This window comes from Allobosea sp. 10N428, from assembly GCF_056394545.1.
Genome location: NZ_JBFTIC010000001.1, coordinates 541,528 through 563,308, shown reverse-complemented (window position 1 = coordinate 563,308; position 21,781 = coordinate 541,528). Strand labels below are relative to the sequence as shown.

Below are 21,781 nucleotides of genomic sequence, written 5' to 3'. Positions count from 1 at the left end.
GGGAAGCTAGCATGAGGCGGGGTGAATGTCGCGGTTTTGTGGCGCGGCCACGGTCGCTCAGGCGATCTTCGTCCGGAGCTTGAGGAAGCGCAGCGTCCGCTCGGCGGTCGCAAGGTCCAGCTTGGCGTAGGCGTCGACATCGTCGTCGATGTCGCGCGAGGAGAAGTAGAGCCGCCGCGCGCGCAATTGCAGGATGGCGCGGAAGGCCGTGGTGCCGATCCCGAGCGAGCGGCAGGTGACGGCGATGCCGCTGGCATCGCGCTGCATCAGCACGCGCAGCGCCTGGTCGATCGTGATGTCGGCGATCTGCGCGAGGACCTGCGCGAGATGATAGGCGCGGTCTTCGTCGGCCAGCATGGTCAGCACATCGTCGACCTCCCGGACCTTCGCAACGAGGTCGGAGAGCAGGAGCTTGACCTCGAGCCGTTGCTGGCGCGCCTGGCGGGCGAGGGAGGCGGCCTCCTGCGTTGCGCTCGCGCCGGGAGCTGCCCCTTCCGCGAACTGCTCGACGATCCGCAGGACGCGCTGGGCGCGGTTCGGTGCAAGGTCCGAGCGGCGGGCGAGCGCGCCCGTGATATCCGCATCGCCGTGGCCGCGCTCGAGCAGCCGATCGAAGCCGCGGTCGGAGAAGGCCGCGCCCTCATTGGCGCTGACAGTGTGCAGCACCTTCTGGTCGCCACGCTCGACCAGGATGTCGGTGACGCTTTCGGAGAGGCGCGCGCGCTCGGCGATGGCGACGAGATGCTGCTGCGACTGGCTGACGGCGATGGCGGCGAGGTCGGTGTCGGTGAGAACCGGTGAAAGCGTCAGGACAAGCCGCGCGACGTCGGCATTGCCATCGCTGCCGAGGGTAACGGCGACATTGTTCGGCAGGGTCGGCATGCTCGCCACGCGGTCCGCATAGCCCTTGCGCTCATCGTCGCCGAGCTGGCCGAGCGAAGTCGTCGCGATCTCCCCGTAGTGTTCCTTGACGGTGTCGCTCGGTTCCTGATCGAGGAGGAACAGATCCGTGACCGCATGAAGCAACTGCCGGCGCGAATCCGACGACATGTCGGCCGGCATCCGGGTCAGGTTACGCAACATGAAGGCCCCCACGGCAAAGCAGCGGCGCCATCATGCCCTGCCGAGCTTGATTTACTCTTAAGGCGGCCCGCTCATTTTCTGGAGGGCGGGCAGGTTTTCTCGGGGGGCTGGCTACGTCGGCCTTCATCCTGCCGGCAGGCAGGCAGGGCCGAGCGGCTCGAAGCTCTTATAGGTCAGGATGAACTCCTGATGGCCGAGCTCCTCGGATTTCGTCTTGCCGCCCTGGCCGAGCGAGACCACGAGATCGCGGATCTCCTGGCCGACCTCGTCGAGGCACGCGTGGCCTTCGAGGATGCGCCCGGCATCGACGTCCATATCCTCGGACATCCGGCGATAGGTTTCCGGGTTGGCACAGATCTTCACCACGGGCGAGATCGCCGAGCCGACGACCGAGCCTCTGCCCGTCACGAACAGCACGCAATGCGCCCCACAGGCGATCAGCTCCGCGATCTCGGCATTGTCGTTGATGTTGGGGAAGCCGAAGCGCACCTCGCCATCCGGCACGACGTCAAGCAGGTAGAGCCCGCCATGCGGTGGCACGTCGCCGGGCTTGATCAGGCCTGAGATCGGCGATGCCCCCGACTTCGCATAGGCGCCCATCGACTTCTCCTCGATGGTCGAGAGCCCGCCCTCGGCGTTGCCGGCGGCGAAGGAGCCATAGCCCAGCGTCGCATAGTAGCGCGCTGCCTTGGCGACGGACTTCTCCAGCTCCACGCCGAGCTCCGGCGTGACCGCGCGCGCCGCCATGATGTGCTCGCAGCCGATCAGCTCGCCGGTTTCCTCGAAGATGCAGGCGGCGCCTTCCGAAATGAGCTTGTCGAAGGCGCGACCCGCAGCCGGATTGCCGGTGATGCCAGAGGTGCCGTCAGAGCCGCCGCAGACCGTGCCGACGACCAGCTCGGAGACCGCCATCGGCACCGTCTCCTGCGCGTCGAGCGCGATGCGCTGCTCCTCGACCCAGGCCCGGCCCTCGCGGATAGACGAGCGGGTGCCGCCCGTGCCCTGGATGATGATGGTCTTCACCGGCCGGCCGCTGGCGCGGATCGCCCGCTCCAGCGCGTATTTGTTGAAGCTCTCGCAGCCCAGCGAAACCAGGAGCACGGCGCCCACATTCGGATGCGTGCAAAGCTGCTCCATCATCCGCTCGGCGTAGGAATTCGGATAGCAACCGGGAAAGCCGATGGCATGGACGCCTTCTTCGCGCCAGGGCAGGGCGATCTCGCGTGCGACATGGTGGGCGCATTCGACGAGATAGGCGACCGCGACGGTGTTGCGGATGCCCTTGCGCCCGTCGGACCGGAGATAGCCACGCATCTCGATCATGCCGAGGCTCCCGCTTTGCGTTCGTCTTCGAGGTGATAGGTCGGCGTGTAGTCGCTGCGCATGTTGTGGACATGGACATGCGCGGCCGGCGCGATCGCCTCGGTCGCGACGCCGATCGGCGCGCCGTATTTCAGGATCTTCTCTCCGGCCGCGATGGCGCGGCGCGCGATCTTGTGGGCGAGCGCGATGTCGCGGTCCAGCGCTGCGGGACCTGAGCCAGTCTCGACGCTATCGCCGGCTTTCAGCCGCACCCGCGCGACCAGGACGTTGTCGCGCGGATCGAGCAGGATGAGGCGCGGATCGTGGGACATGACGTCGAGTCCTCCTGGGAGGGAGCCCTCATCCTGAGGAGCCATTCCCTTGGGAATGGCGTCTCGAAGGATGCTCGCGGAGGCTCCTGAACCATCTGGATCATCCTTGAAGGCGCGGCTGCCCGGCTCCTCAGGATAAGGGCTGCAACTCTCTCAGAACTTGCCGAACTGCAGGTAGGCCTGCTGAGGGTCCGTGCCGGCGAGGATCGCGGTACGGACCTTGTTCTCGGCCGAGATCGCGGTTTCCGACTTCTCCAGAACGTCCTCGATGATCTCGGCGGGGATGCGGACGACGCCGTCGCGATCGGCGAGGATGTAGTCGCCGGGCCGGATCCAGACATCGCCGATCTTGATTGGCTCGTCGACGGCCTTCGGCAGCCAGGCGCCGACGATGTCGCGCGGCGTGTAGGCCTTGAAATAGGCCTGGAAGCCCATCTCGACCAGGAATTCGGTGTCGCGCGAGAGCCCGTCGATGACGCAGCCGCGCACGCCCTTGTTCTTCAACGTTTCGGCCGAGAGCTCGCCCATCAGCGCGATCTCGTTGGTGTTGGGCTGGCAGACCCAGACATGGCCGGACTTGGCGGCGGAGAGCAGGCCGGTCCAGCCGAGCAGCGTCTCATGCGCGTCGAATTCGCCGGTCTTGCCTTCGACGGTGAAGGCGGGTCCTGCAAGCTTCTGGCCGGGCAGGAGCGGACGCAGTTCCGGCGGCAGCACGAAGTCCCTCAGGCCCATCGCCCGCATCGTGTCGTGGATGATGCCGGTGTAGCAACGCTCCAGCCGCTGCGTCAGGTCTTCGCTCATGTTTCCTCCGGTCGGCATTTGTCGCGGCGGGTTTGCCGCGCTGGCCGTTGGCGGCACAGTGCCGGGAGGGGCTGGGCGTCGCAAGCGCGTTCTGCGCGCGTCGCTGATGCGTTTCAATCGGTTGAATCAGTGCGGTCGACGCGTTCCCAGCCCTGCGGCAGCAAGCGCTCCTGCGGCAGGAAACGCGCTTTGTAGGCCATTTTGGGCGAACCTTCGACCCAGTAGCCGAGATAGACGTAGGGCAGGCCGAGCCGCCGCGCCCGGGCGATGTGCTCAAGCACCATGAAGGTGCCAAGCGAGCGCGGCTCCAGCCCGGGATCATAGACCGAGTAGACCATGGACAGCCCGTCCTTGAGCGTATCGGTCAGGGCCATGGCGAAGAGATCGCCCTCGCCGCGGCCCGTGAACCCCGAATCGGGGCCGCGCCGGCGGTATTCGATAAGGTGGGTCTCGACATGGGTGTCCTCGACCATCATCGCGAAGTCGAGGGCCGACATCGTCGCCATGCCGCCATCGGGATGGCGCTCGTCGAGATAGGCGCGGAAGAGCGAATAATGCTCGGAGCGCGGTTGCGGCGGCCGCGCCTCGCCGATCAGGTCGCTGTTGCGCGCCAGCACCCGGCGGAAGCTGCGCGAATAGCGGAAATCGTCGACGCAGATCCGGACGGAGATGCAGGCCCGGCAGATCTCGCATGCCGGGCGGTAGGCGATGCTCTGCGAACGGCGGAAGCCGCCTTGCGACAGCACATCGTTGAGCTCGCGCGCCCGGGAGCCGACCAGATGCGTGAATACCTTCCGTTCCTCGCGTCCCGGCAGATAGGGACACGCGGTTGGGGAAGTGAGGTAGAATTGCGGGGCGTCCCGCAATGGGCGCGTCACGTCGGCGGGCTCCGAAAAAGCTGCGCGCCTTCAATGTAGCATCGGTGGCGGCGGCAACAAGCGCGAGGCGGCATGTGCGGCGATCTTGCTGCCGACAACTTCCCGGCGTCGACTGGGCTGCGAACGGATTGGCCTCGGGAGTTGAAATGCCCGGCGAGAAAGTGGCGCTCAGAGGAGCGAAGGAAACGCTCCTGATCACGCTCTGCGCGAAGGCAGGCGAGAGCCGTTTGCCCGACTCGCTCCTGAAGGATCGCTTCGCCGCGGAGGCGATGGGCCGGGTCGACTATGACTTCGCGCGGCTCGGAATCGATCGCGATTTGATGATCGGCGTCGCCTTGCGGGCGCATGTCATCGATGGCTGGACGCGGGACTTCATTGCCCGGCACCCCGAAGCGACGGTGCTGCATCTCGGCTGCGGGCTCGACTCGCGCGTTCTCAGGCTCAAGCCCCCCGCCGGCATCCGCTGGTTCGAGGTCGACTACCCCGATGTCATCGCCTTGCGGCAGCGCCTCTATGCGGATCGAGAAAACTGCACCTTGCTGGGATCGTCGGTGATCGAGCCGGGGTGGCTCGAGGCGGTGCCGCGGGATCGGCCGGCTCTCATCATCGCCGAGGGCCTCTTGCCCTATCTGCCCGAGGAAGAGGTGGTGCTTCTGCTGGCGCGGGTGATGGCGCACGTCCCCGGCGGCGAATTTGCCTTCGATGCCTATAGCCGGGTGGGCCTCACGCTGATCGCCTGGCAGCCCGCCATCCGCTCGACCGGCGCGGCGCTGCACTGGGCGCTCGATGATCCCCGGGAGCTGATGCGGCAACTCCCCCGACTCAAGCTCGTTCAGGAGCTCACGGGCTATGGCGCGAACGGGTACGATCTACGACAGGTCGCGCGGATGTCGCTCACGGCACGGGCGACCATCCAGATGTTCGGATGGATTCCCGCGCTGTCGCAGATGGCGCGCCTGCTGCGCTTTCGCTTCTGATCAGGCCCGGACGACGACCAGCCCGGTCAGGAGGTCATGGCCCATGCGCCGGTCTTCGCGAGCGAAGCCGCAGGCGACGTCGACAAGCCAGAGCAGGAAAGTGCCGGCGGCGACGTAGAAGAGCAGCGCATGCACAGCGGCGGTCAGACCGTCCGGGCGGCCGCCATTGGCGGTCTCGACCCTCAGGCCCGCGACGCGCATGCCCCAGGTGGACTGGCGCCGCCCGCCGATCGTCAGCGCGGCATAGCCCAGCGCCGTCGCGAACGCCGCGATCGGGAGAAGCAGCCAGGTCGCGCCGAAGGTGACGATGCCGAGCACGAACAGCAGGAAGACGACCAGCCAACCAAGGAAGAACAGCACGACGATATCGACGAGCCAGGCGAACAGGCGCGATCCGAGAACGCCGCTGACGTTCTGGTAGGGGCGCTGCTCCAGAGCCGTGATCGGCGGCTGGCTGTAGCGGGTATCGCTCATCGAGACTTCAATCCTTCATCGGCGCGCGGGATGCGTCGCCCGAGCGGATATGTTTGATCAGCGCATCGGTTCCGCAAGGCCGCGTGGCAGGATTCGCCTTGGCGCGAAGCCGTTTTTTGCAAGCATGTTCTCGATCGCGCGCGAATGCGCTTCGCCCCGCGTCTCCACGGTGACGTCGAGCGAGACGCCCTTGGCAGGCACGTCGAGAAACAAGCGGCCATGGCTGACCTCGAGGATATTGGCGCCTTCATCGCCGAGCAGGCTGGCGATCTTCCCGAGCAGGCCCGGCCGGTCGTTGCTGGTCAGGCGGAAGGCGACGATGCGATCCTCGCGCTCGAGTTCGCGCACCATGATCGCGGCGAGCAGGCGCGTGTCGATATTGCCGCCGCAGAGCACGAGCCCGACCTTGCGCCCGGCATAGCGCTGCGGATCCTTCAGCATCGCGGCGAGGCCCGCGGCGCCCGCGCCTTCCGCGAGGCTGTGCTGCAGGCTGGCATAGGCGTTGACCGCACGCTCGATCAGGTCTTCGCCGACAAGGACGATATCGCTGACCAGGCTGGAGACCACCGGCAGGGTGAGTTGGCCCACCGTCTTGACCGCGATGCCTTCGGCCAGGGTCGGCCCGCCGATCGGCCGGTTCTGCGCATGCACGACATTGAAGAAGGAGGGATAGAGATCGGCCTCCACGCCGATGAGTTCGATCCCGGGCTTGATCGCCTTGGCGGCAACGGCGTTGCCGGCCATCAGGCCGCCGCCGCCGATCGGGATGATCAGCACGTCCAGATCGGGTTCGTCGGCCAGCATCTCGCGCGCCACCGTGCCCTGGCCCGCCATGACCGCTGCATCGTCATAGGGGTGGACGAAGACGAGTTGCTCGGCGCCGGCAAGCTCATGCGCCTTCTGGCTGGATTCGAAGAGCGTCTCGCCGTGGAGCACGACACGGGCGCCATGGGCGCGGGTGTTCTCGACCTTCACCAGCGGTGTCGTCTCGGGCATCACGATCGTCGCCGGAATGCCGAAGCGCTTGGCATGATAGGCCACCGCCTGGGCGTGGTTGCCGGCCGACATGGCGATGACTCCGCGCGCCCGCTCGCTCTCGCTGAGCGTCAGCAACTTGTTGACGGCGCCGCGTTCCTTGAACGAGGCCGTCGCCTGCATGTTCTCGTGCTTCACCAGAACGGTCGCGCCCGTCAGTTCTGACAGGCGCGGCGCCGGCACGAGCGGCGTGCGCAGCACATGCCCTTCGATGCGGTTCGCCGCCGCGTCGATATCCTCGGGGGTGATGGCGAAGGCTTCGCTCATGATGCGCTCCATCCCGGTGTCATGTCGTCAAGCTCGTGCGTGTCAGACTTGCCGCGGTGTCAGGTCTGCATCGCCGAAGAAGCCGCCGGGGCGCAAGATCAATACAACGGCCAGCAGGGAGTAGACGGCGAGATCACGCTGTTCGATCGGCAGCGTCGCCGACCACGCGGCTTCGAATATGGCGATGCACAGGCCGCCCAGCGCCGCGCCGCTGACCGAGCCGATACCGCCGAGAATGGCGGCGACGAGTGCCTTGAGGCCCAGAGAGAAGCCGCCGGCGAAACCCATGCCGCCATAGATCGCCGTCACGATGACGCCGGCCATGCCGCAGACGGCGCAGGCGATGATGACGGCGACGTCATGCACGGCGCGGGCGTCGACGCCGAACAGCGCCGCAGTGCGCGCATCGTCCGAGACGGCCCGCCAGGCCCGGCCATAGGCCGTGCGCCGGATCAGCGCGACGAGGCCGAGCGTGACGGCGAGGCCGATGACGGCGAGCGCCAGCGCCAGCGGGTTCAAGGTGACGATGAAGGTCCCGGAATGGGCCAGGGGAATCGGGCTGTTGAACACCGGCGGCAGCCAGCGCAGTTCCGGACCCTGCACCAGCCTGAGATATTCGGACAGCGCGATCGCGAGCCCGATCGTGGCGATCAGCATCTGCTGGCCGCTGGCGCGTTCGAGGTGACGCAGCACGAAGCGGCCCATAGCGAAGCCGTGCAGGGCGCAAACGAGGATCGCAACGGCGAAGGCGACCACGAGCCCTGAAAGCGGCGTCGAGATCGCGAGCGAGAGCAGCAGCGCCACGCCGACGACGGAGGAAAGCGCGCCGAGTGCCGCGAACTCGCCGAAACACAGGATGATCCGCCCGGTCAGCCCGTAGACGAGGGCATAGGCAGCGGCGAGCAGGCTGTAGATCGCCGCCGACGGCAGGGCGCTCAGCCCCTGCTGGAAACCGTAGGCGACCGAGATCGGGATCGCCGGCAGGTTCTCGGCGGAGGGGGCGGCCGGATCAGGCGGCGGCTCGGCCCTGTCCTCGAGATAAAAGCGGCGCAGCAGATAGAAGCTGGCATCGGCCATCGGGCGCCCGTCCGAGGCGATACCGACCAGCGCGCCGCGACCGGGGCCGCCGCCTTCCCCGGCGAACAGGCAATCGATGCTGCGGTGGCGCGAGATGTCGTCGCCCAGTTGCACCCTGTAGAGCAGCCTCAGCGCCCGCGGCACGGGCCCTTTCGTGGCGCGCTCGATCTCGATGCGGGCATTCGGCGGATTGAGCGGTGGGATCGCCTGGCGGCAGAGCCGCATCTGATCGGTGTCGAAATCCGCGCCGCACCCCGCAAGGGCGAGCAGGACAACGGCCAGAATCGGCAAGATGAGCGGACGCATGCCGCGCGACGGTAGCGCTTGCGCGGTTGGTTTGAAACACACGCATCTCGGAGCTTGCCGCGAGCCGAACGAGTCCCTGGCTAATCGAGCCGGATTCTGGAAAACGTCGCCGGTCCCTGCCTAGAATAGCATCCTATCCCCGCTCCCTTGCCGGTTCAGCCATGCTCCATCTCGATCATCTTACGGTCATCGCGCCGACCTTGTCGGAAGGCGTCGCGCATGTTCGGGATTGTCTGGAGCTCGACGTCCCCTTCGGCCAGCGCCACGCCTATATGGGCACCCATAACCATCTGCTGCGGCTGGGGGAGGGGATCTATCTGGAGATCGTGGCGTTGGATCCCGATGGCGTCAGGCCGGCTCGCGCGCGGTGGTTCGGCCTGGCCGATCAGAAATCGGTCAGGGCCGATTGGGATGCGGGCCGCCGCCTGCGTGGTTGGGTGGCGAGGACGGATGCGATCGATCTGATGCTCGCCGGCCGCGAAGATGTCTTCGGCAAGAAGGTCTCGCTCCCCTGGTCCGAACCGGCCTTCGATTTTGCGATCCCGGATGACGGCTCCCTGCCGCTCGGCGGTGCGGCCCCATCGCTGATCGACAGGCGTGGCAAGCCGCGTTCGATGGCGACGATCGCGGATATGGGCGCGCGGCTGGAGGACTTTTCGCTCGAACACCCCGACGCCGCCGCACTCATGGAGTTCTATCGCGAACTCGCGCTCGACCGCGCGCCTACCATCACGGGAGGCGATAGCCTGCGCTACCGCGCCCGGATCAATACGCCTGCCGGCCTGAAGGAGCTGTTCTAGCAGCTGCGACGGGCGTGTTCAGCCCGCCTTGAGCTTCTTCGCCACGCGCGGCGCGAAATAGGTCAGCACGCCGTCGGCGCCGGCACGCTTGAAGGCGAGCAGGCTCTCCAGCATCGCCTTGTCGCCGTCGAGCCAGCCATTGTTCGCCGCCGCCATGATCATCGCGTACTCGCCGGAGACCTGATAGGCGAAGGTCGGCACGCGGAAATGGTCTTTCACCCGCGCGACCACGTCGAGATAGGGCATGCCCGGCTTGATCATCACCATGTCGGCGCCTTCCTCGAGGTCGAGCATCACCTCGGCGATCGCCTCGTCGGTATTGGCCGGATCCATCTGGTAAGTGCGCTTGTCGCCGACCAGCGTGGCGTTGGTGCCGATCGCGTCGCGGAACGGGCCGTAGAAGGCCGAGGCGTATTTCGCAGCATAGGCCATGATCTGCACATCCTCATGGCCGTCGCCGTCGAGCGCGGCGCGGATCGCGCCGACGCGCCCGTCCATCATGTCGGAGGGCGCGATCACGTCGGCCCCGGCATCCGCGAGCGCTTGAGCCTGTCCGACGAGGATCGCGACGCTGGCGTCGTTCAGGATGCGCTCGCCGGCCATGACGCCGTCATGGCCATGGGAGGTGTAGGGGTCGAGCGCGGCATCGCAGATGATGCCGATCTGCGGCACCGCCGCCTTGATGGCGCGCACTGCGCGGCACATCAGGTTGTTCGTGTTGAGTGCTTCCGAGCCGGTGGGATCGCGCAGCGCCTTGTCGACATAGGGGAAGGGCGCGATCGCTGGAATGCCGAGCGCCGCAGCCTCCGCCGCCTGCCGCACGGCTTCCTCGATGTTCAGCCGGTCGACGCCCGGCATCCATTCGACCGGCAAGCGGGCCTCGGCCGAGTCCATCAGGAAGATCGGCCAGATCAGGTCGTCGGTCGTGAGCTGCGACTCGCGCACCAGCCGGCGCGACCAGTCGGCCTTGCGGTTGCGTCGCATGCGGCGGGTGAGCCCGAGCGACGGCGCGCCGTGCGCCTCGTCCTGATGCGACTGCGGAGCGGGGAAAGGCCGCACGACCCGGGATTCCATGGACTTTGCCTCAAGCGATGAACGAAAACGGCCCGGCATTCGTCGAAGGGGCGATGTCGGCAGGCCGTTTACATATCACATCGGAACCATTCCAAAACAGGGCGCTTGGTCGCAAGGCCGCTGCCAGCCGGGCGCAGGGCGCGCCGAGCCGAGCGGTGCGGCTGGGCCAAGCCGTACTTGCCGTTCCGTCGCGTTGACAAGCCTGCCCCCGCCTTCCAGAACCGCTGCCCACGGAAGCAGGATCGGACCATGACGCAGGACCAGGAGATCATCTGCGAGACCCGCGGCGCTGCCGGCGTCGTGGTGCTCAACCGGCCGAAGGCGCTGAACGCCCTGAGTCTCGGCATGGTCCGCGAGCTCGCACGCGCGCTCGACGCCTGGGAGAACGATCCGCAGGTCACCCGCATCGTCGTCATCAGCACGAGCGAGAAGGCCTTCTCGGCGGGGGGCGACATCCGCTGGCTGCATGATTGCGGCAAGGCCGGGCGACGTGACGAGATGCTCGCCTTCTGGGGCGAGGAGTACATCCTCAATCACCGCATCAAGACTTATCCCAAGCCTTATGTCGCGCTGATCGACGGCATCGTCATGGGTGGCGGTGTCGGCATATCGCTGCATGGTAGCCACCGCATCGCGGGCGACCGCTATCTCTTCGCCATGCCCGAGGTCGGCATCGGCTTCTTCCCCGATGTCGGCGCGACTTATGCGCTGCCGCGTCTCGACGACGGCTTCGGCCGCTTCCTGGCGTTGACGGGTGAGCGTATCGGCGCCGCCGATGCGCTCTCGGTCGGGCTTGCCACCCATGGCGTGCCGAGCGAGCGGATGGCGGAACTGGCCGATGCGCTGACGGGCCGTGGCGCGCTCGACGAGATCCTCGCCGCCTTCTGTCTCCAGCGAGGGCCGGGCCCCCTGCAGGCTGAGCGCGCGGTGATCGCGGATGCCTTCGGCGGGGAGACCTTGCCGGAGGTGATCGCAGGCCTGAACAAGGCCGCCGCCAGCGGCAGCGCCTTCGCAGCCAAGCTGCTGCAGACCATCGCCACCAAATCCCCGACCAGCGTCGCCATCGCCTTCGAGCAGATGCGGCGTGGCGCCGGCCTCGATTTCGCCGAGGCGATGCGTACCGAGTTCCGCATCGTGTCGCGCATTGCGCGCGGCCATGACTTCTATGAGGGCGTGCGCGCTGTCGTGATCGACAAGGATCAGGCGCCGCGCTGGCAGCCTGCGACTCTCGATGCCGTCAGGCAGGCCGATATCGACGCCTATTTTGCGCCGCTCGGCGCCGACGAACTCGAGCTGGAGGATTGAGCTTGGGTCTGGGTGGCGATGGCGAGGCTCTGCGCGGTGCGAGGTCTGGCGAGGATGGCGAGAAGCGGCGAGGCCGGTGGCAGCTCCTGCTCGTCTGGTTCCTGCGCCTGCTCTCGGCCTTCTGGCTCGCCAAGGGGCTCACCGCCTGGGCCGTGATCTTTGGCCTGCCCGGCAATCCGCAGCCGCCCTTCGAAAACCGGCTGTTGAGCTATCAGGCCATCATCGTCTACTTCGCCGTGATCGACCTCGTCGCTGCTGTCGGACTCTGGCTGACTTCGACCTGGGGTGGCGTGCTCTGGCTTCTGGCGGCGATCAGCCAGATGTTGCTGGGCTTCTTCTTCCCGCGCTTCGTGCCGATGACGGCCTGGCTGGTCGCGCTCTATGTCGGGCTGATGGCGGTCTATTTCCTCGCCACCTGGGCGGCGGAGAACGAGGCGGAGTAGCGGTCGATCGCCGCTACGATCGTCCCCTCGCATGGCGTTCTCGCAGCGCTCCAAACGCGGCAGCCAGCACTTCGATTGCGTCGAGTCATGGTAAGAATCGCTTTAGCTTAAGCGTTTCTGGCTTCACTTACGATTCACCCAAAGGGGTAAATCCCTGATTCATCCTGATATTTAAACTCGTTTTCATCCGCCCCCGCTTATGGTGTTTTTCAGAAGCGGACCGGGAGACAAATCCTGGCCGACACACAACAGGCAGGATATACCATGAAAGCGAGCGTCAAGACTTTGGATGTTGCCAAGACTAAAGAGGCCGAACTCAACGTGAAGCCTCTTTATCTTGAGTCGCTCACCCTGGTGGAGCGGCTGCATCGCCGGCTTCTCGATGTCATCAAGGACGAGTTCGAGCGCCGCGGCCGTGACGACGTCAACAGCGTGCAGGCCCTGCTGCTGTACAACATCGGCGATGCCGAGCTGTCCGCCAGCGAGCTGCGCACCCGCGGTTATTATCTCGGCTCGAACGTGTCCTACAATGTGAAGAAGCTGGTCGAACTCGGCTATCTCCACCACGCCCGCTCGCGCATCGACCGCCGCTCGGTCCGGATCAGCCTGACCGACAAGGGCACCGAAGTGCACGATATCGTGAAGGGCGTGTACGACAAGCACGTCCGCACCGTCGAGCAGATCGGCGGCATCGCGGCGGATGACTTCGAGCGCATGAACAACGCGCTGCTGCGCCTGGAGCGCTTCTGGACCGACCAGATCCGCTACAAGCTCTGACGTTTCCGTCGCTTAACGACGGCTGCGCCGATCTGCCTGCCTGTTGCGCGGCTGGGACCCGTCCCGGCCGCGTCGACGCGATTCCCGCAGGGCTTCGGGATCGACTGTGACTTTGTTGCCATGCATGGGGCAAAACCATGCCATGCCCTAAATTCGCCTCTGTCATCACGCCTCGTTAACCGTGCTAGGACACCGTCATCGGCCATGAGTTTGTTGTGGCAGTCCGGCGCCAGCGTCGCCTTCTTGGCGACGTTTTTATGCGGCCTGCCTGCATGCGTGAAGTCTTGAAGAGGGATGAGATGTCGCAACTGAGCCTGACTCGCCGCGAAACCGTGTTGGCCCTGCTCTCGGGCGCCGCCACGGCCGCCGCAGCCCCGGCGCTCGCCCAGCAGGCGGAGTGGCGGCAGAGCTACGATGCGGGTCCGCGCAACGCCGTCCTCCGCTCCTCCACGCCGATGCTTTCGCCGGAATCGCTGCAGGCCACCGAGCAGGCGATCGCCGCCTATCGGGATCTCGCCGGCCGTGGCGGCTGGCCGCAGGTCCAGCTGCCGGAGCGCATGGGCGTCGGCGCCAGGGGGCCGGGCGTTGTGGCTCTGCGCCAGCGCCTGATCGTCACCGGCGACCTCGATGCGGCCGCAGGCGACAGCGCAGTCTATGACTCCTATGTCGAGGCAGGTGTGCGCCGCTTCCAGTCGCGCGTCGGCCTGTCCACCACCGGCACTATCAACCGCGCCACGGTGGTCGCGCTCAACGTCCCGATCGACCGCCGCATCCGCCAGCTCGAGACCAATGTCGTGCGCCTGCGCACCTGGTCCGGCAATCTCGGCGGCCGCTATGTCGTCGCCAACATCCCCGCGGCGATGGTGGAGACCGTCGAGAACGGCCATGTCGCGACGCGTCACGCCGCCGGCGTCGGCAAGATCGACCGCCAGTCGCCGCTGCTGCAGACCCGGATTCCCGAAGTCAATTTCAACCCGACCTGGACGGTTCCCGCTTCGATCATCCGCAAGGATCTGATCCCGAAGATGCGCAAGGAGCCGGGTTATCTTGCCGAGAACAAGATCCGCATCATCTCGCCGAGCGGCGGCGAGATTTCGCCCGCCAGCGTGAACTGGAACTCGGACGAGGCGACGCGCTACACCTTCCGGCAGGATCCGGGCGGCGACTTCAACTCGCTCGGCTTCGTGCGCATCAACATCCCCAGCCCGCACGGCGTCTACATGCATGACACGCCGTCGAAGGGCATCTTCGGCGACGATTACCGCTTCGTCTCCTCGGGCTGCATGCGCGTCCAGAACGTGCGCGACTATGTCGCCTGGCTGTTGAAGAACACTCCCGGCTGGGACCGCGCCAAGATCGACGAGGTCATCCAGTCGGGGCAGCGCGTCAACGCCCGCATTTCCGACCCGGTGGCCTGCTACTGGGTCTATGTCACGGCGTGGGCGACGGCCGATGGCGGCGTGCAGTTCCGCGACGACATCTACAACAAGGACGGCCTCGGCCCGGCGCCGGTAGCGGCCCTGCAGGGCGATCAGGACATCTGAACGGCCGAGAGGCTCTCGAGAGCGATGAAGCCCGCCGGAGACGGCGGGCTTTTTGCTGGCCGGAGTCAGTGCGGAGCACCGCGATCCAGGTGACGGAAAGCACCCCGGCGTTCCCGCAGCCCTAACCGAAGCCATGCGTTGTCGGCCTAGCCGCCGGCCACTGGTTCACGTTGACCCTCCGGCCGCCTGTGGGCAGGTTCTTAGCCGGCGCGTCCGGATGGAGCCTTGCGCCGATGTCTCGGGGGCTGCGTGAATTTCCTGGCTAAGCCTACCGTTGCAGCCTTTCTGCTGTCGACGGCTCTCACGAATGTCGCCGCGGCCCAGTCGCGCGGCCCGCTCACCGATCCCCAGAGCTGGCGCACACCCGAATACCTGGCCCAGTGGGGGCTCGACTATATCAACGCCGCGAATGCCTATGCGCGCGGCGTCGATGGTACGGGGGGGCTGATCGGAGTCATCGATTCCGGGATCTTTGCCGCACATCCTGAATTCATCGGCCGATATGCCGGGGGTTACGACTATCCCACCGAAACGGCGCAGCCGATCGATCGCAGCGGGCACGGCACGAACGTTTCATCAGTCATCGCCGCCAACCGTGACGGCAAGGGCGTGCACGGGGTCGCGCCCGGCGCCTCGCTCGTCGTCGCCGGAACGGAAGTCGAGTTGGGGTATACGGAAGTGGCTTTCGCGATGAGAGCCTATGCCGATCTGCAGGCGCGCGGCGTCCGCATCATCAATAACAGCTACGGCGATGAACGCCCGATTACGGCATTCACGAGCGGCAGCTACCAGTCGGAGTACCCGGCAGGCATCCCCGCCTATCGACGCGCTGTTGCCGCAGGAATTCTCAGCATCTGGGGCACGGCGAATGAGGGCCGGAATCAACCGAGCGCCGAGGCCGGACTGCCCTATCTCTTCCCGGAGTTGGAGCGCGGCTGGCTGGCGGTTATGGCCCTCGGGCCCGATTATGAGCCGTTCTACACCAACCGCTGCGGTGTGGCGAAGAGCTGGTGCCTCGCGGCCCCCGGCGGCGGCGACTGGTGGTATCCCGACCCTTATCCCAACGATCCCATTGTCGTGGCCAACAACAGCGGCGGCTATTCCAGGGTCTACGGGACTTCCTTCGCCGCTCCCCATGTCTCGGGTGCCGCGGCGCTGGTCTGGCAGATGTTTCCGTTCTTCAGCGCCGACCAGGTACGCCAGACCCTGCTCGGCACAGCCAAGGACATTGGCCCGCCGGGCGTCGACGAAATCTTCGGATACGGCCTGCTCGATGTCGGCAAGGCTGTGCTCGGCCCCGGCCGCTTCGACTGGGGCGACTTCGTCGTCGAACAGCCCGGCGGCGTCGCCTTCTTCGAGAACGATATTGTCGGCGCAGGCGGCCTCGTCAAACGCGGCGACGGCGAACTCGTCCTGACCGGCCACAGCGCCTATGCCGGCGCGACGCGGGTCGAGGGCGGCTTTCTCACCGTCATGGGCAGCATCGCCTCGGCCACCAGCGTCGCGCCGGCGGGCACGCTTGCCGGCACCGGCGTCGTCAACGGCGATGTCGACAATGCCGGCGCGGTCTGGGCCGGCAACAACCGCGGCGTCGGGACGCTGACCGTCAACGGCAGCTATGTGCAGCAGGCCGGCGGATTCCTGGTCCAGCAGCTCGACGCGACGGGCGGGCAGAATCGTCTCGCCGTGACGAGAACGGCTAGCCTTGCCGGTCAGGTAGCGCTGGCCGGCGGCCCGCAACTGCTGCCGCGCTTCCTGACCATGCCGGTGATCACCGCCGGGCAGGGCCTCATCGGCCGCTTCGAAGGCGTCGAGGGGCCCTTCGGAGACGGCTCGGCACCCTTCGTCCAGGCAAGCTTGCGCTACGAGCCGAACACGGCGCATCTCGACATCCGTACACTGCCCTTCGACGCGCTCGGCGTCTGCGCCTCGGCCAATCAATGCACTGCCGGCTCCGCTCTGGAGCGCGGCCTTGCCGGCGCCGATGCCGATCTGCGCGGCGTGGCCACCCTGCTTCAGGCCGCCGGCACGCGCGACGGCGCCCGCGCGGCGCTGTCCGGCCTCTCGGGCGCGGCGCATGCTAGCCTCAGTACGATCGCACTCGGCGGCTTCGCGCCCTTTGGCGGCATGATCGCGCAACGCCTGACCGATCTGCGCTCCGGCCAGGTCGAGCCGACGGCGGGGCATACGGCGATGGCCTATGCGTCGGGCGGGGCAGTCAGCCCGGCTGCGGCGCTGCTGGCGCGGCTGCCCTCCGGCCAGGCTGCACCCTGGGGCGAGGCTGGGGCCTCCCAAAATGCCTGGCTGCGTGGCTATGGCCTCGCCGGCAGGGTCGGCGGCGATGCCAATGCCGGCGGCGCCGATTACCGCGGCGGCGGCGTGGCCGGCGGCGTCGATCGGCAGGTCACGCCCTCGCTGCTGCTCGGCTTCAGCCTCGGCCTGTCCAGCACCGATATCGATTTCCGGCAGTTCGCCGGCAAGGGCGGCATCAAGGCCTATGAAGGCGCGCTCTATGGCAGCTATGCGAGCGGGCCGCTGCGCCTCGACGGTGTCCTCGGCTATGCCCGCCTCGATCTCGAGAGCCAGCGCAGCATCAGCTTCGGCAGCATCGCGTGTCGAGCCGACGCCGATTACGGCGGCGACCGCTTCACCGGCGCGCTCGAGGCGGCCTATGCCGTCGAACTCGGCTGGTCGACGATCGAGCCGCTGGCCGGGCTGCGCTATACCTATCTGCGGCAGGATGGCTTTGCCGAGACCGGCGCCGGCAGCATCGGCCTGACCAGCGGCTGGCAATCGGAATCGAGCCTGCTCGGCAGCCTCGGCGCGCGTCTCACGCGGCAGTTCGACCTTGGTGCGAATCGCATCGCCATCGAGGCGCGCGGCCGCTGGCAGCACGAATTCCTCGACGATGCGGTCGCCCTCGACACCGCCTTCATCGGTGCGGTGTCGGCAAGCTTCGCCGTGCAGGGCGCGCGGGTGGCGCGCGATAGCGCGATCCTGGGCATCGGCCTGTCGACGCGGGCCGGCCGCAATGTGACGCTCATCGCCGATTACGATGTCCGTCTCAACGCGGATGACACCGCCCATGCCGTGACGGCGGGATTGCGCGCGGCCTGGTAGTGGGCCGCCGCACGGCATCATGTCTTCGGCACGATCGGCGGTGTTGGCGATCCTGGCCGTCCCTTTTTGCCCGGATAGAAGCGAGCCGGCCAGCAGGCGGATCTCGGTTGCCTCATCCGATTCGGGGTTGTCGGCCAAAGCCGGCGCGCCCGAGAGCAGACTCGTGGCGAAACCGCTGCGGCCGAGCAGGGCGACGTCATAAAGTTGCGGGGCGTTCGTCTTCACCGGCATGGTTCCGGGCCGGCCGTCATCGCGACCCGGGGCCGTGCTCCCTGGTCGGTCGGGGAGGCGCCTTGGATTTTTTGAGCTGCCCGCACTCGTGTCATCCGCTTCACGCTTGGAAAGGCGCGCCCCGAGTGCTACGGGACCCGCGACAGCGGGATCGCGCGCGCGGATTCCGCAAAGCCTTCGCATCGCATGCCGCGCAGGGTCGCACGCCGTTGGTGGGCGACGATAAAGCGCCGATGGAGCCCCGCCATGAGCCATGACGCCGCCGCCAACAAGCGCCTCTCGAACTCCTTCTTCGGCGCTTCGCTGCATGACGCCGATCCCGAGATCGCCCGCGCCATCGATCTGGAGCTCGGCCGCCAGCGCGACGAGATCGAGCTGATCGCCTCCGAGAACATCGTCTCCCGCGCGGTGCTCGAGGCACAGGGCTCGGTGATGACCAACAAATACGCCGAAGGCTATCCGGGCCGGCGCTACTATGGCGGCTGCCGGTTCGTCGACATCGCCGAGAAGCTCGCCATCGAGCGCGCCTGCCGGCTGTTCGACTGCAACTTCGCCAATGTCCAGCCGAATTCCGGCTCGCAGGCCAACCAGGGCGTCTTCATGGCGCTGATGCAGCCCGGCGACACCTTCATGGGCCTCGATCTCGCTGCCGGCGGGCACCTGACCCATGGCGCGCCGGTCAACCAGTCCGGCAAGTGGTTCAACGTCGTCTCTTACGGCGTCTGCGTCGTCGACCAGACCATCGACTATGACGCGATGGAGCGCCTCGCCATCGAACACAAGCCGAAGGTCATCGTCGCCGGCGGCTCGGCCTATGCCCGCCACTGGGACTTTGCCCGTTTCCGCGAGATCTGCGACAAGGTCGGCGCCTATTTCATGGTCGACATCGCCCATTTCGCCGGGCTCGTCGCCGGCGGCGCCCATCCCTCGCCGTTCCCGCACGCCCATGTCGTCACCACCACGACGCACAAGACCCTGCGCGGCCCGCGCGGCGGCATGATCCTCACCAATGACGAGGCGCTGGCCAAGAAGATCAACTCGGCGATCTTCCCCGGCATTCAGGGCGGGCCGCTGATGCATGTCATCGCCGCCAAGGCGGTCTCCTTCCAGGAGGCGCTGCAGCCGGAGTTCAAGACCTACGCCCACGCTGTCGTCGCCAACGCCAAGGCGCTGGCTGAGACGCTCAAGTCGAAGGGCTTCGACCTCGTCACCGGCGGCACCGACAACCACCTGATGCTGGTCGACCTCCGCTCGAAGAAGCTGACCGGCAAGGCGGCCGAGGCCGCGCTCGGCCGCGCCCACATCACCTGCAACAAGAACGGCATCCCCTTCGACCCGGAGAAGCCGATGACCACCTCGGGCATCCGCCTCGGCACCCCGGCTGCGACCTCGCGCGGCTTCGGCATCGCCGAGTTCAAGCAGGTCGGCGAGCTCATCGCCGAGGTGCTCGACGGTCTTGCCGCCCATGGCGAGGAAGGCAATGCCGCGGTCGAGCAGGCCGTGACAGTCAAGGTCAAGGCGCTCACGGCGCGCTTCCCGATCTATTGAGGGCGGTTTCGAAGGGGCTCTCAGAAAAGGCTGGCGAACCGGAATGCGCTGTCCCTATTGCGGCTCCCTCGATACGCAGGTGAAGGACTCCCGTCCCACCGACGACCACGCCTCGATCCGCCGCCGCCGGGTCTGCCCCGACTGCGGCGGCCGCTTCACCACCTTCGAGCGCGTGCAACTGCGCGAATTGACGGTGGTCAAGCGCTCGGGCCGGCGTGCGCCGTTCGATCGGGATAAGCTGGAGACCTCGATTGCGCATGCACTGCGCAAGCGCCCAGTCGCGCCGGAGCGCATCGAACGCATGGTCAACGGCATCGTCCGCCAGCTTGAGAGCTCGGGCGAGACGGAGATTCCGAGTTCGACCATCGGCGAATTGGTGATGGAGGGGCTGAAGGGCCTCGACGACGTCGCCTATGTCCGCTTCGCTTCGGTCTACAAGAATTTCCGCGAGGCGAAGGACTTCGAGGAACTGCTCGGCCAGCTCGGCACCGTCGAGGAGGAGGGCGTCTCCGCCCCACCGCGCCGCGCCGATGACTGACCGCAGCGCGGTCGATCGCGCCTTCATGGCGCAGGCGCTCGCCTATGGCGCCCGCAATCTCGGCGCGACCTGGCCAAATCCCTCCGTCGGCGCCCTCATCACCCGCGACACCCCCGATGGGCCGATCGTCGTTGCTCGCGGCCTGACCCAGCCCGGTGGGCGACCGCATGGCGAGGCGCATGCCTTTTCGCGGGCCGGTGCTGCGTCGATGGGTGGCACGCTCTATGTCACGCTCGAACCCTGCTCGCATCGTTCGGTGCGCGGCGGCATTCCCTGTGTCGAACACACCATCCTGTCGGGCGTGAAGCGGGTCGTTTCGGCGATGTCGGACCCCAACCCCTTCATCGCGGGTCTCGGGCATGCGCTGCTGCGCACGGCGGGTATCGAGGTCACCGTCGGCATGCTTGAGGACGAGGCGCAGCGCGCCCATCGCGGCCATGTCCTGCGCATCACGCAGGGGCGGCCCATGGTGACCTTCAAGATCGCCCGCACGGCAGATGGCTATGCCGGGGGGGCAGGGGGCACGCCCATCGCCGTCTCCAGCCCGGTGGCCGGCGGCTGGGTGCATCTGCAGCGCGCCCATCACGATGCGATCATGCTCGGCGTCAACTCGGTGCTCTCGGACGACCCGCAGCTCACGGTGCGCCTGCCCGGTCTGGCCGCGCGCTCGCCGATCCGCGTCATCCTCGACACGCATCTGCGCCTGCCGCTTGACTCGAAGCTCGTGCGCACGGCGCGCGAGGTGCCCGTCTGGGTCATCGCGGCAGAGACCGCGCCGGTCGAGCCCGAAGAGGCACTGGTCGCTGCCGGCGTCGAGGTCATGCGCGTCTCGGCCGGTAGCGACGGCCATCTCGATCTGCGCGAAGCGCTGACGCTGCTGGGCACGCGCGGAATCACCCGCGTCTTCTCGGAGGGTGGCCCGCGCATAGGCGAGAAGCTGGCGCTGGCTGGTCTTGCCGACGAGGTGATCGTCTCCACTTCGCCAAAAACGCTGGGGCAGCCCGGCATCGTTGCCGTGCGTCCGGGGCTTGCCGGGCTGCTGGCCGAGCCCGATCTATACGCCCTTGTCGAGACCGGGCTGATCGGTCAGGACCGTTTCGAGCATTTCGTGAGGAGAGGCTGATGTTCACCGGCATCGTCACCGCCATCGGCGAGGTCGTGGAGGCCGAGCGCAAGGGGCCGAGCCTCAAGCGCTTCGCCATCGCCTGCCCCTATGAGGCGCAAGGCATCGCAATCGGCGCCTCGATCGCCTGCGCTGGCGTCTGCCTGACGGTCACGGCGCTGAGGCCCCGCACGGACGGCGCGCCGGGTTGCCTGTTCCAGGTCGAGGCCGCGGCGGAGACGCTGGCGAAGACGACCGTCGGCGATTGGGAGCGGGGCACGCAGGTCAATCTGGAGCGCTCGCTCAAGGTCGGCGAGGAGCTTGGCGGCCATCTCGTCACCGGCCATGTCGACGGTATCGCCCGCATCCTGAAGATCGATGCGATCGAGGCCGACCCGGACGAGCCCTGGGGCGCGACCGCGCGTTTCCACATCCGCGCGCCGCAGGAGCTCGCCCGCTTTATCGCGACCAAGGGCTCGATCTGCCTTGATGGCACCTCGCTGACGGTCAATTCGGTGGAGGACGATGTCTTCACTGTTCTGCTGATTCCGCACTCCTTTGCCGTCACCACCTGGGGGCAGCGCAAGGAAGGCGACCCCGTTCATCTCGAGGTCGATCTGATGGCACGGTATGCCGCGCGGCTTGCGGAGGCGCGCCCGCAGGGGTAAGAGCCTGCTTCAACTCAAGAATTCGAGCCCTCATCCTGAGGAACCGCGAAGCGGCGTCTCGACGGATGTTCCAGCCCGCTCTGGATCATCCTTCGAGAC

20 protein-coding genes are annotated in these 21,781 nt (G+C 67.0%); 11 read left to right on the top strand and 9 right to left on the bottom strand.

The window, feature by feature from the left end; genetic code table 11:
- Positions 1 to 57: 57 nt before the first annotated feature.
- The 5 genes from AC1DDA_RS02675 to AC1DDA_RS02655 all read right to left on the bottom strand — a co-directional run bounded on the left by AC1DDA_RS02675 (position 58) and on the right by AC1DDA_RS02655 (position 4,396).
- Positions 58 to 1,083, bottom strand: a complete 1,026-nt coding sequence (locus AC1DDA_RS02675) for a DUF2336 domain-containing protein (RefSeq protein WP_476794520.1) — start codon at positions 1,081 to 1,083, stop codon at positions 58 to 60.
- 123 nt (positions 1,084 to 1,206) lie between these two features.
- Positions 1,207 to 2,406, bottom strand: a complete 1,200-nt coding sequence (locus AC1DDA_RS02670) for a UxaA family hydrolase (protein ID WP_476794519.1) — start codon at positions 2,404 to 2,406, stop codon at positions 1,207 to 1,209.
- A complete protein-coding gene (locus AC1DDA_RS02665; RefSeq protein ID WP_476794518.1) occupies positions 2,403 to 2,717 on the bottom strand; it encodes a UxaA family hydrolase in 315 nt (104 codons plus the stop codon). The genes AC1DDA_RS02670 and AC1DDA_RS02665 overlap by 4 nt, the downstream gene beginning before the upstream one ends.
- Positions 2,718 to 2,870: 153 nt before the next feature.
- Positions 2,871 to 3,518, bottom strand: a complete 648-nt coding sequence (locus tag AC1DDA_RS02660; protein WP_476780612.1) for an RraA family protein — start codon at positions 3,516 to 3,518, stop codon at positions 2,871 to 2,873.
- A gap of 113 nt (positions 3,519 to 3,631) precedes the next feature.
- Entirely contained in the window at positions 3,632 to 4,396 is a 765-nt protein-coding gene (locus AC1DDA_RS02655; RefSeq protein ID WP_441512506.1) for an arginyltransferase, read from the bottom strand.
- A 146-nt stretch (positions 4,397 to 4,542) separates the two neighbouring features.
- Between AC1DDA_RS02655 and AC1DDA_RS02650 the strand changes: the two genes are divergently transcribed.
- The gene (locus AC1DDA_RS02650) at positions 4,543 to 5,373 is read left to right on the top strand and encodes a class I SAM-dependent methyltransferase (RefSeq protein ID WP_476794517.1); all 831 of its coding nucleotides are present in this window, start codon (positions 4,543 to 4,545) and stop codon (positions 5,371 to 5,373) included.
- Here the strand turns inward: AC1DDA_RS02650 and AC1DDA_RS02645 are convergent, their stop codons facing one another.
- The 3 genes from AC1DDA_RS02645 to AC1DDA_RS02635 are packed head-to-tail and all read right to left on the bottom strand — an operon-like array spanning position 5,374 to position 8,532.
- Positions 5,374 to 5,847 carry an RDD family protein gene (locus AC1DDA_RS02645; RefSeq protein ID WP_476794516.1) on the bottom strand — a complete coding sequence of 158 codons (474 nt, stop codon included), beginning with the start codon at positions 5,845 to 5,847 and terminating at the stop codon, positions 5,374 to 5,376.
- Positions 5,848 to 5,904: 57 nt separating this feature from the next.
- A complete protein-coding gene (locus AC1DDA_RS02640) occupies positions 5,905 to 7,149 on the bottom strand; it encodes a threonine ammonia-lyase (RefSeq protein WP_441512509.1) in 1,245 nt (414 codons plus the stop codon).
- Between the two features lie 42 nt (positions 7,150 to 7,191).
- A complete protein-coding gene (locus AC1DDA_RS02635) occupies positions 7,192 to 8,532 on the bottom strand; it encodes a branched-chain amino acid ABC transporter permease (RefSeq protein WP_476780614.1) in 1,341 nt (446 codons plus the stop codon).
- A 161-nt stretch (positions 8,533 to 8,693) separates the two neighbouring features.
- On the opposite strand from AC1DDA_RS02635, the gene AC1DDA_RS02630 reads away from it, so the two are divergent.
- A complete protein-coding gene (locus tag AC1DDA_RS02630; protein WP_476794515.1) occupies positions 8,694 to 9,332 on the top strand; it encodes a VOC family protein in 639 nt (212 codons plus the stop codon).
- A gap of 18 nt (positions 9,333 to 9,350) precedes the next feature.
- Here AC1DDA_RS02630 and hemB read toward each other — a convergent pair whose 3' ends face one another.
- On the bottom strand, positions 9,351 to 10,406 hold the full coding sequence (hemB, locus tag AC1DDA_RS02625) for a porphobilinogen synthase (protein WP_476794514.1): 1,056 nt from the start codon (positions 10,404 to 10,406) through the stop codon (positions 9,351 to 9,353).
- Between the two features lie 249 nt (positions 10,407 to 10,655).
- Here hemB and AC1DDA_RS02620 point away from each other — a divergent pair, with 249 nt between their 5' ends.
- The 9 genes from AC1DDA_RS02620 (at position 10,656) to AC1DDA_RS02580 (ending at position 21,682) form a co-directional block, all read left to right on the top strand.
- On the top strand, positions 10,656 to 11,711 hold the full coding sequence (locus tag AC1DDA_RS02620) for an enoyl-CoA hydratase/isomerase family protein (RefSeq protein WP_476794513.1): 1,056 nt from the start codon (positions 10,656 to 10,658) through the stop codon (positions 11,709 to 11,711).
- Entirely contained in the window at positions 11,708 to 12,154 is a 447-nt protein-coding gene (locus tag AC1DDA_RS02615; protein WP_476794512.1) for a DUF6163 family protein, read from the top strand. Before AC1DDA_RS02620 ends, AC1DDA_RS02615 begins: the two co-directional genes overlap by 4 nt.
- Before the next feature lie 264 nt (positions 12,155 to 12,418).
- Positions 12,419 to 12,931: a transcriptional regulator LdtR gene (gene ldtR / locus AC1DDA_RS02610; RefSeq protein WP_441468360.1), complete on the top strand. Its 513-nt coding sequence runs from the start codon at positions 12,419 to 12,421 to the stop codon at positions 12,929 to 12,931.
- Positions 12,932 to 13,230: 299 nt separating this feature from the next.
- Positions 13,231 to 14,475, top strand: a complete 1,245-nt coding sequence (locus AC1DDA_RS02605) for a L,D-transpeptidase family protein (RefSeq protein ID WP_476794511.1) — start codon at positions 13,231 to 13,233, stop codon at positions 14,473 to 14,475.
- Positions 14,476 to 14,724: 249 nt separating this feature from the next.
- The gene (locus AC1DDA_RS02600; RefSeq protein WP_476794510.1) at positions 14,725 to 17,595 is read left to right on the top strand and encodes an autotransporter domain-containing protein; all 2,871 of its coding nucleotides are present in this window, start codon (positions 14,725 to 14,727) and stop codon (positions 17,593 to 17,595) included.
- Between the two features lie 477 nt (positions 17,596 to 18,072).
- The gene (gene glyA, locus AC1DDA_RS02595) at positions 18,073 to 19,374 is read left to right on the top strand and encodes a serine hydroxymethyltransferase (protein WP_476794509.1); all 1,302 of its coding nucleotides are present in this window, start codon (positions 18,073 to 18,075) and stop codon (positions 19,372 to 19,374) included.
- Between the two features lie 43 nt (positions 19,375 to 19,417).
- Complete coding sequence (gene nrdR / locus AC1DDA_RS02590) at positions 19,418 to 19,912, top strand: transcriptional regulator NrdR (RefSeq protein WP_441512518.1); 495 nt, start codon at positions 19,418 to 19,420, stop codon at positions 19,910 to 19,912.
- Entirely contained in the window at positions 19,905 to 21,035 is a 1,131-nt protein-coding gene (ribD, locus tag AC1DDA_RS02585; RefSeq protein ID WP_476794508.1) for a bifunctional diaminohydroxyphosphoribosylaminopyrimidine deaminase/5-amino-6-(5-phosphoribosylamino)uracil reductase RibD, read from the top strand. Before nrdR ends, ribD begins: the two co-directional genes overlap by 8 nt.
- Positions 21,035 to 21,682 (top strand): riboflavin synthase, encoded by a 648-nt coding sequence (locus tag AC1DDA_RS02580; RefSeq protein WP_476794507.1) that lies wholly within the window; start codon positions 21,035 to 21,037, stop codon positions 21,680 to 21,682. The genes ribD and AC1DDA_RS02580 overlap by 1 nt, the downstream gene beginning before the upstream one ends.
- The last annotated feature ends 99 nt before the right edge of the window (positions 21,683 to 21,781 follow it).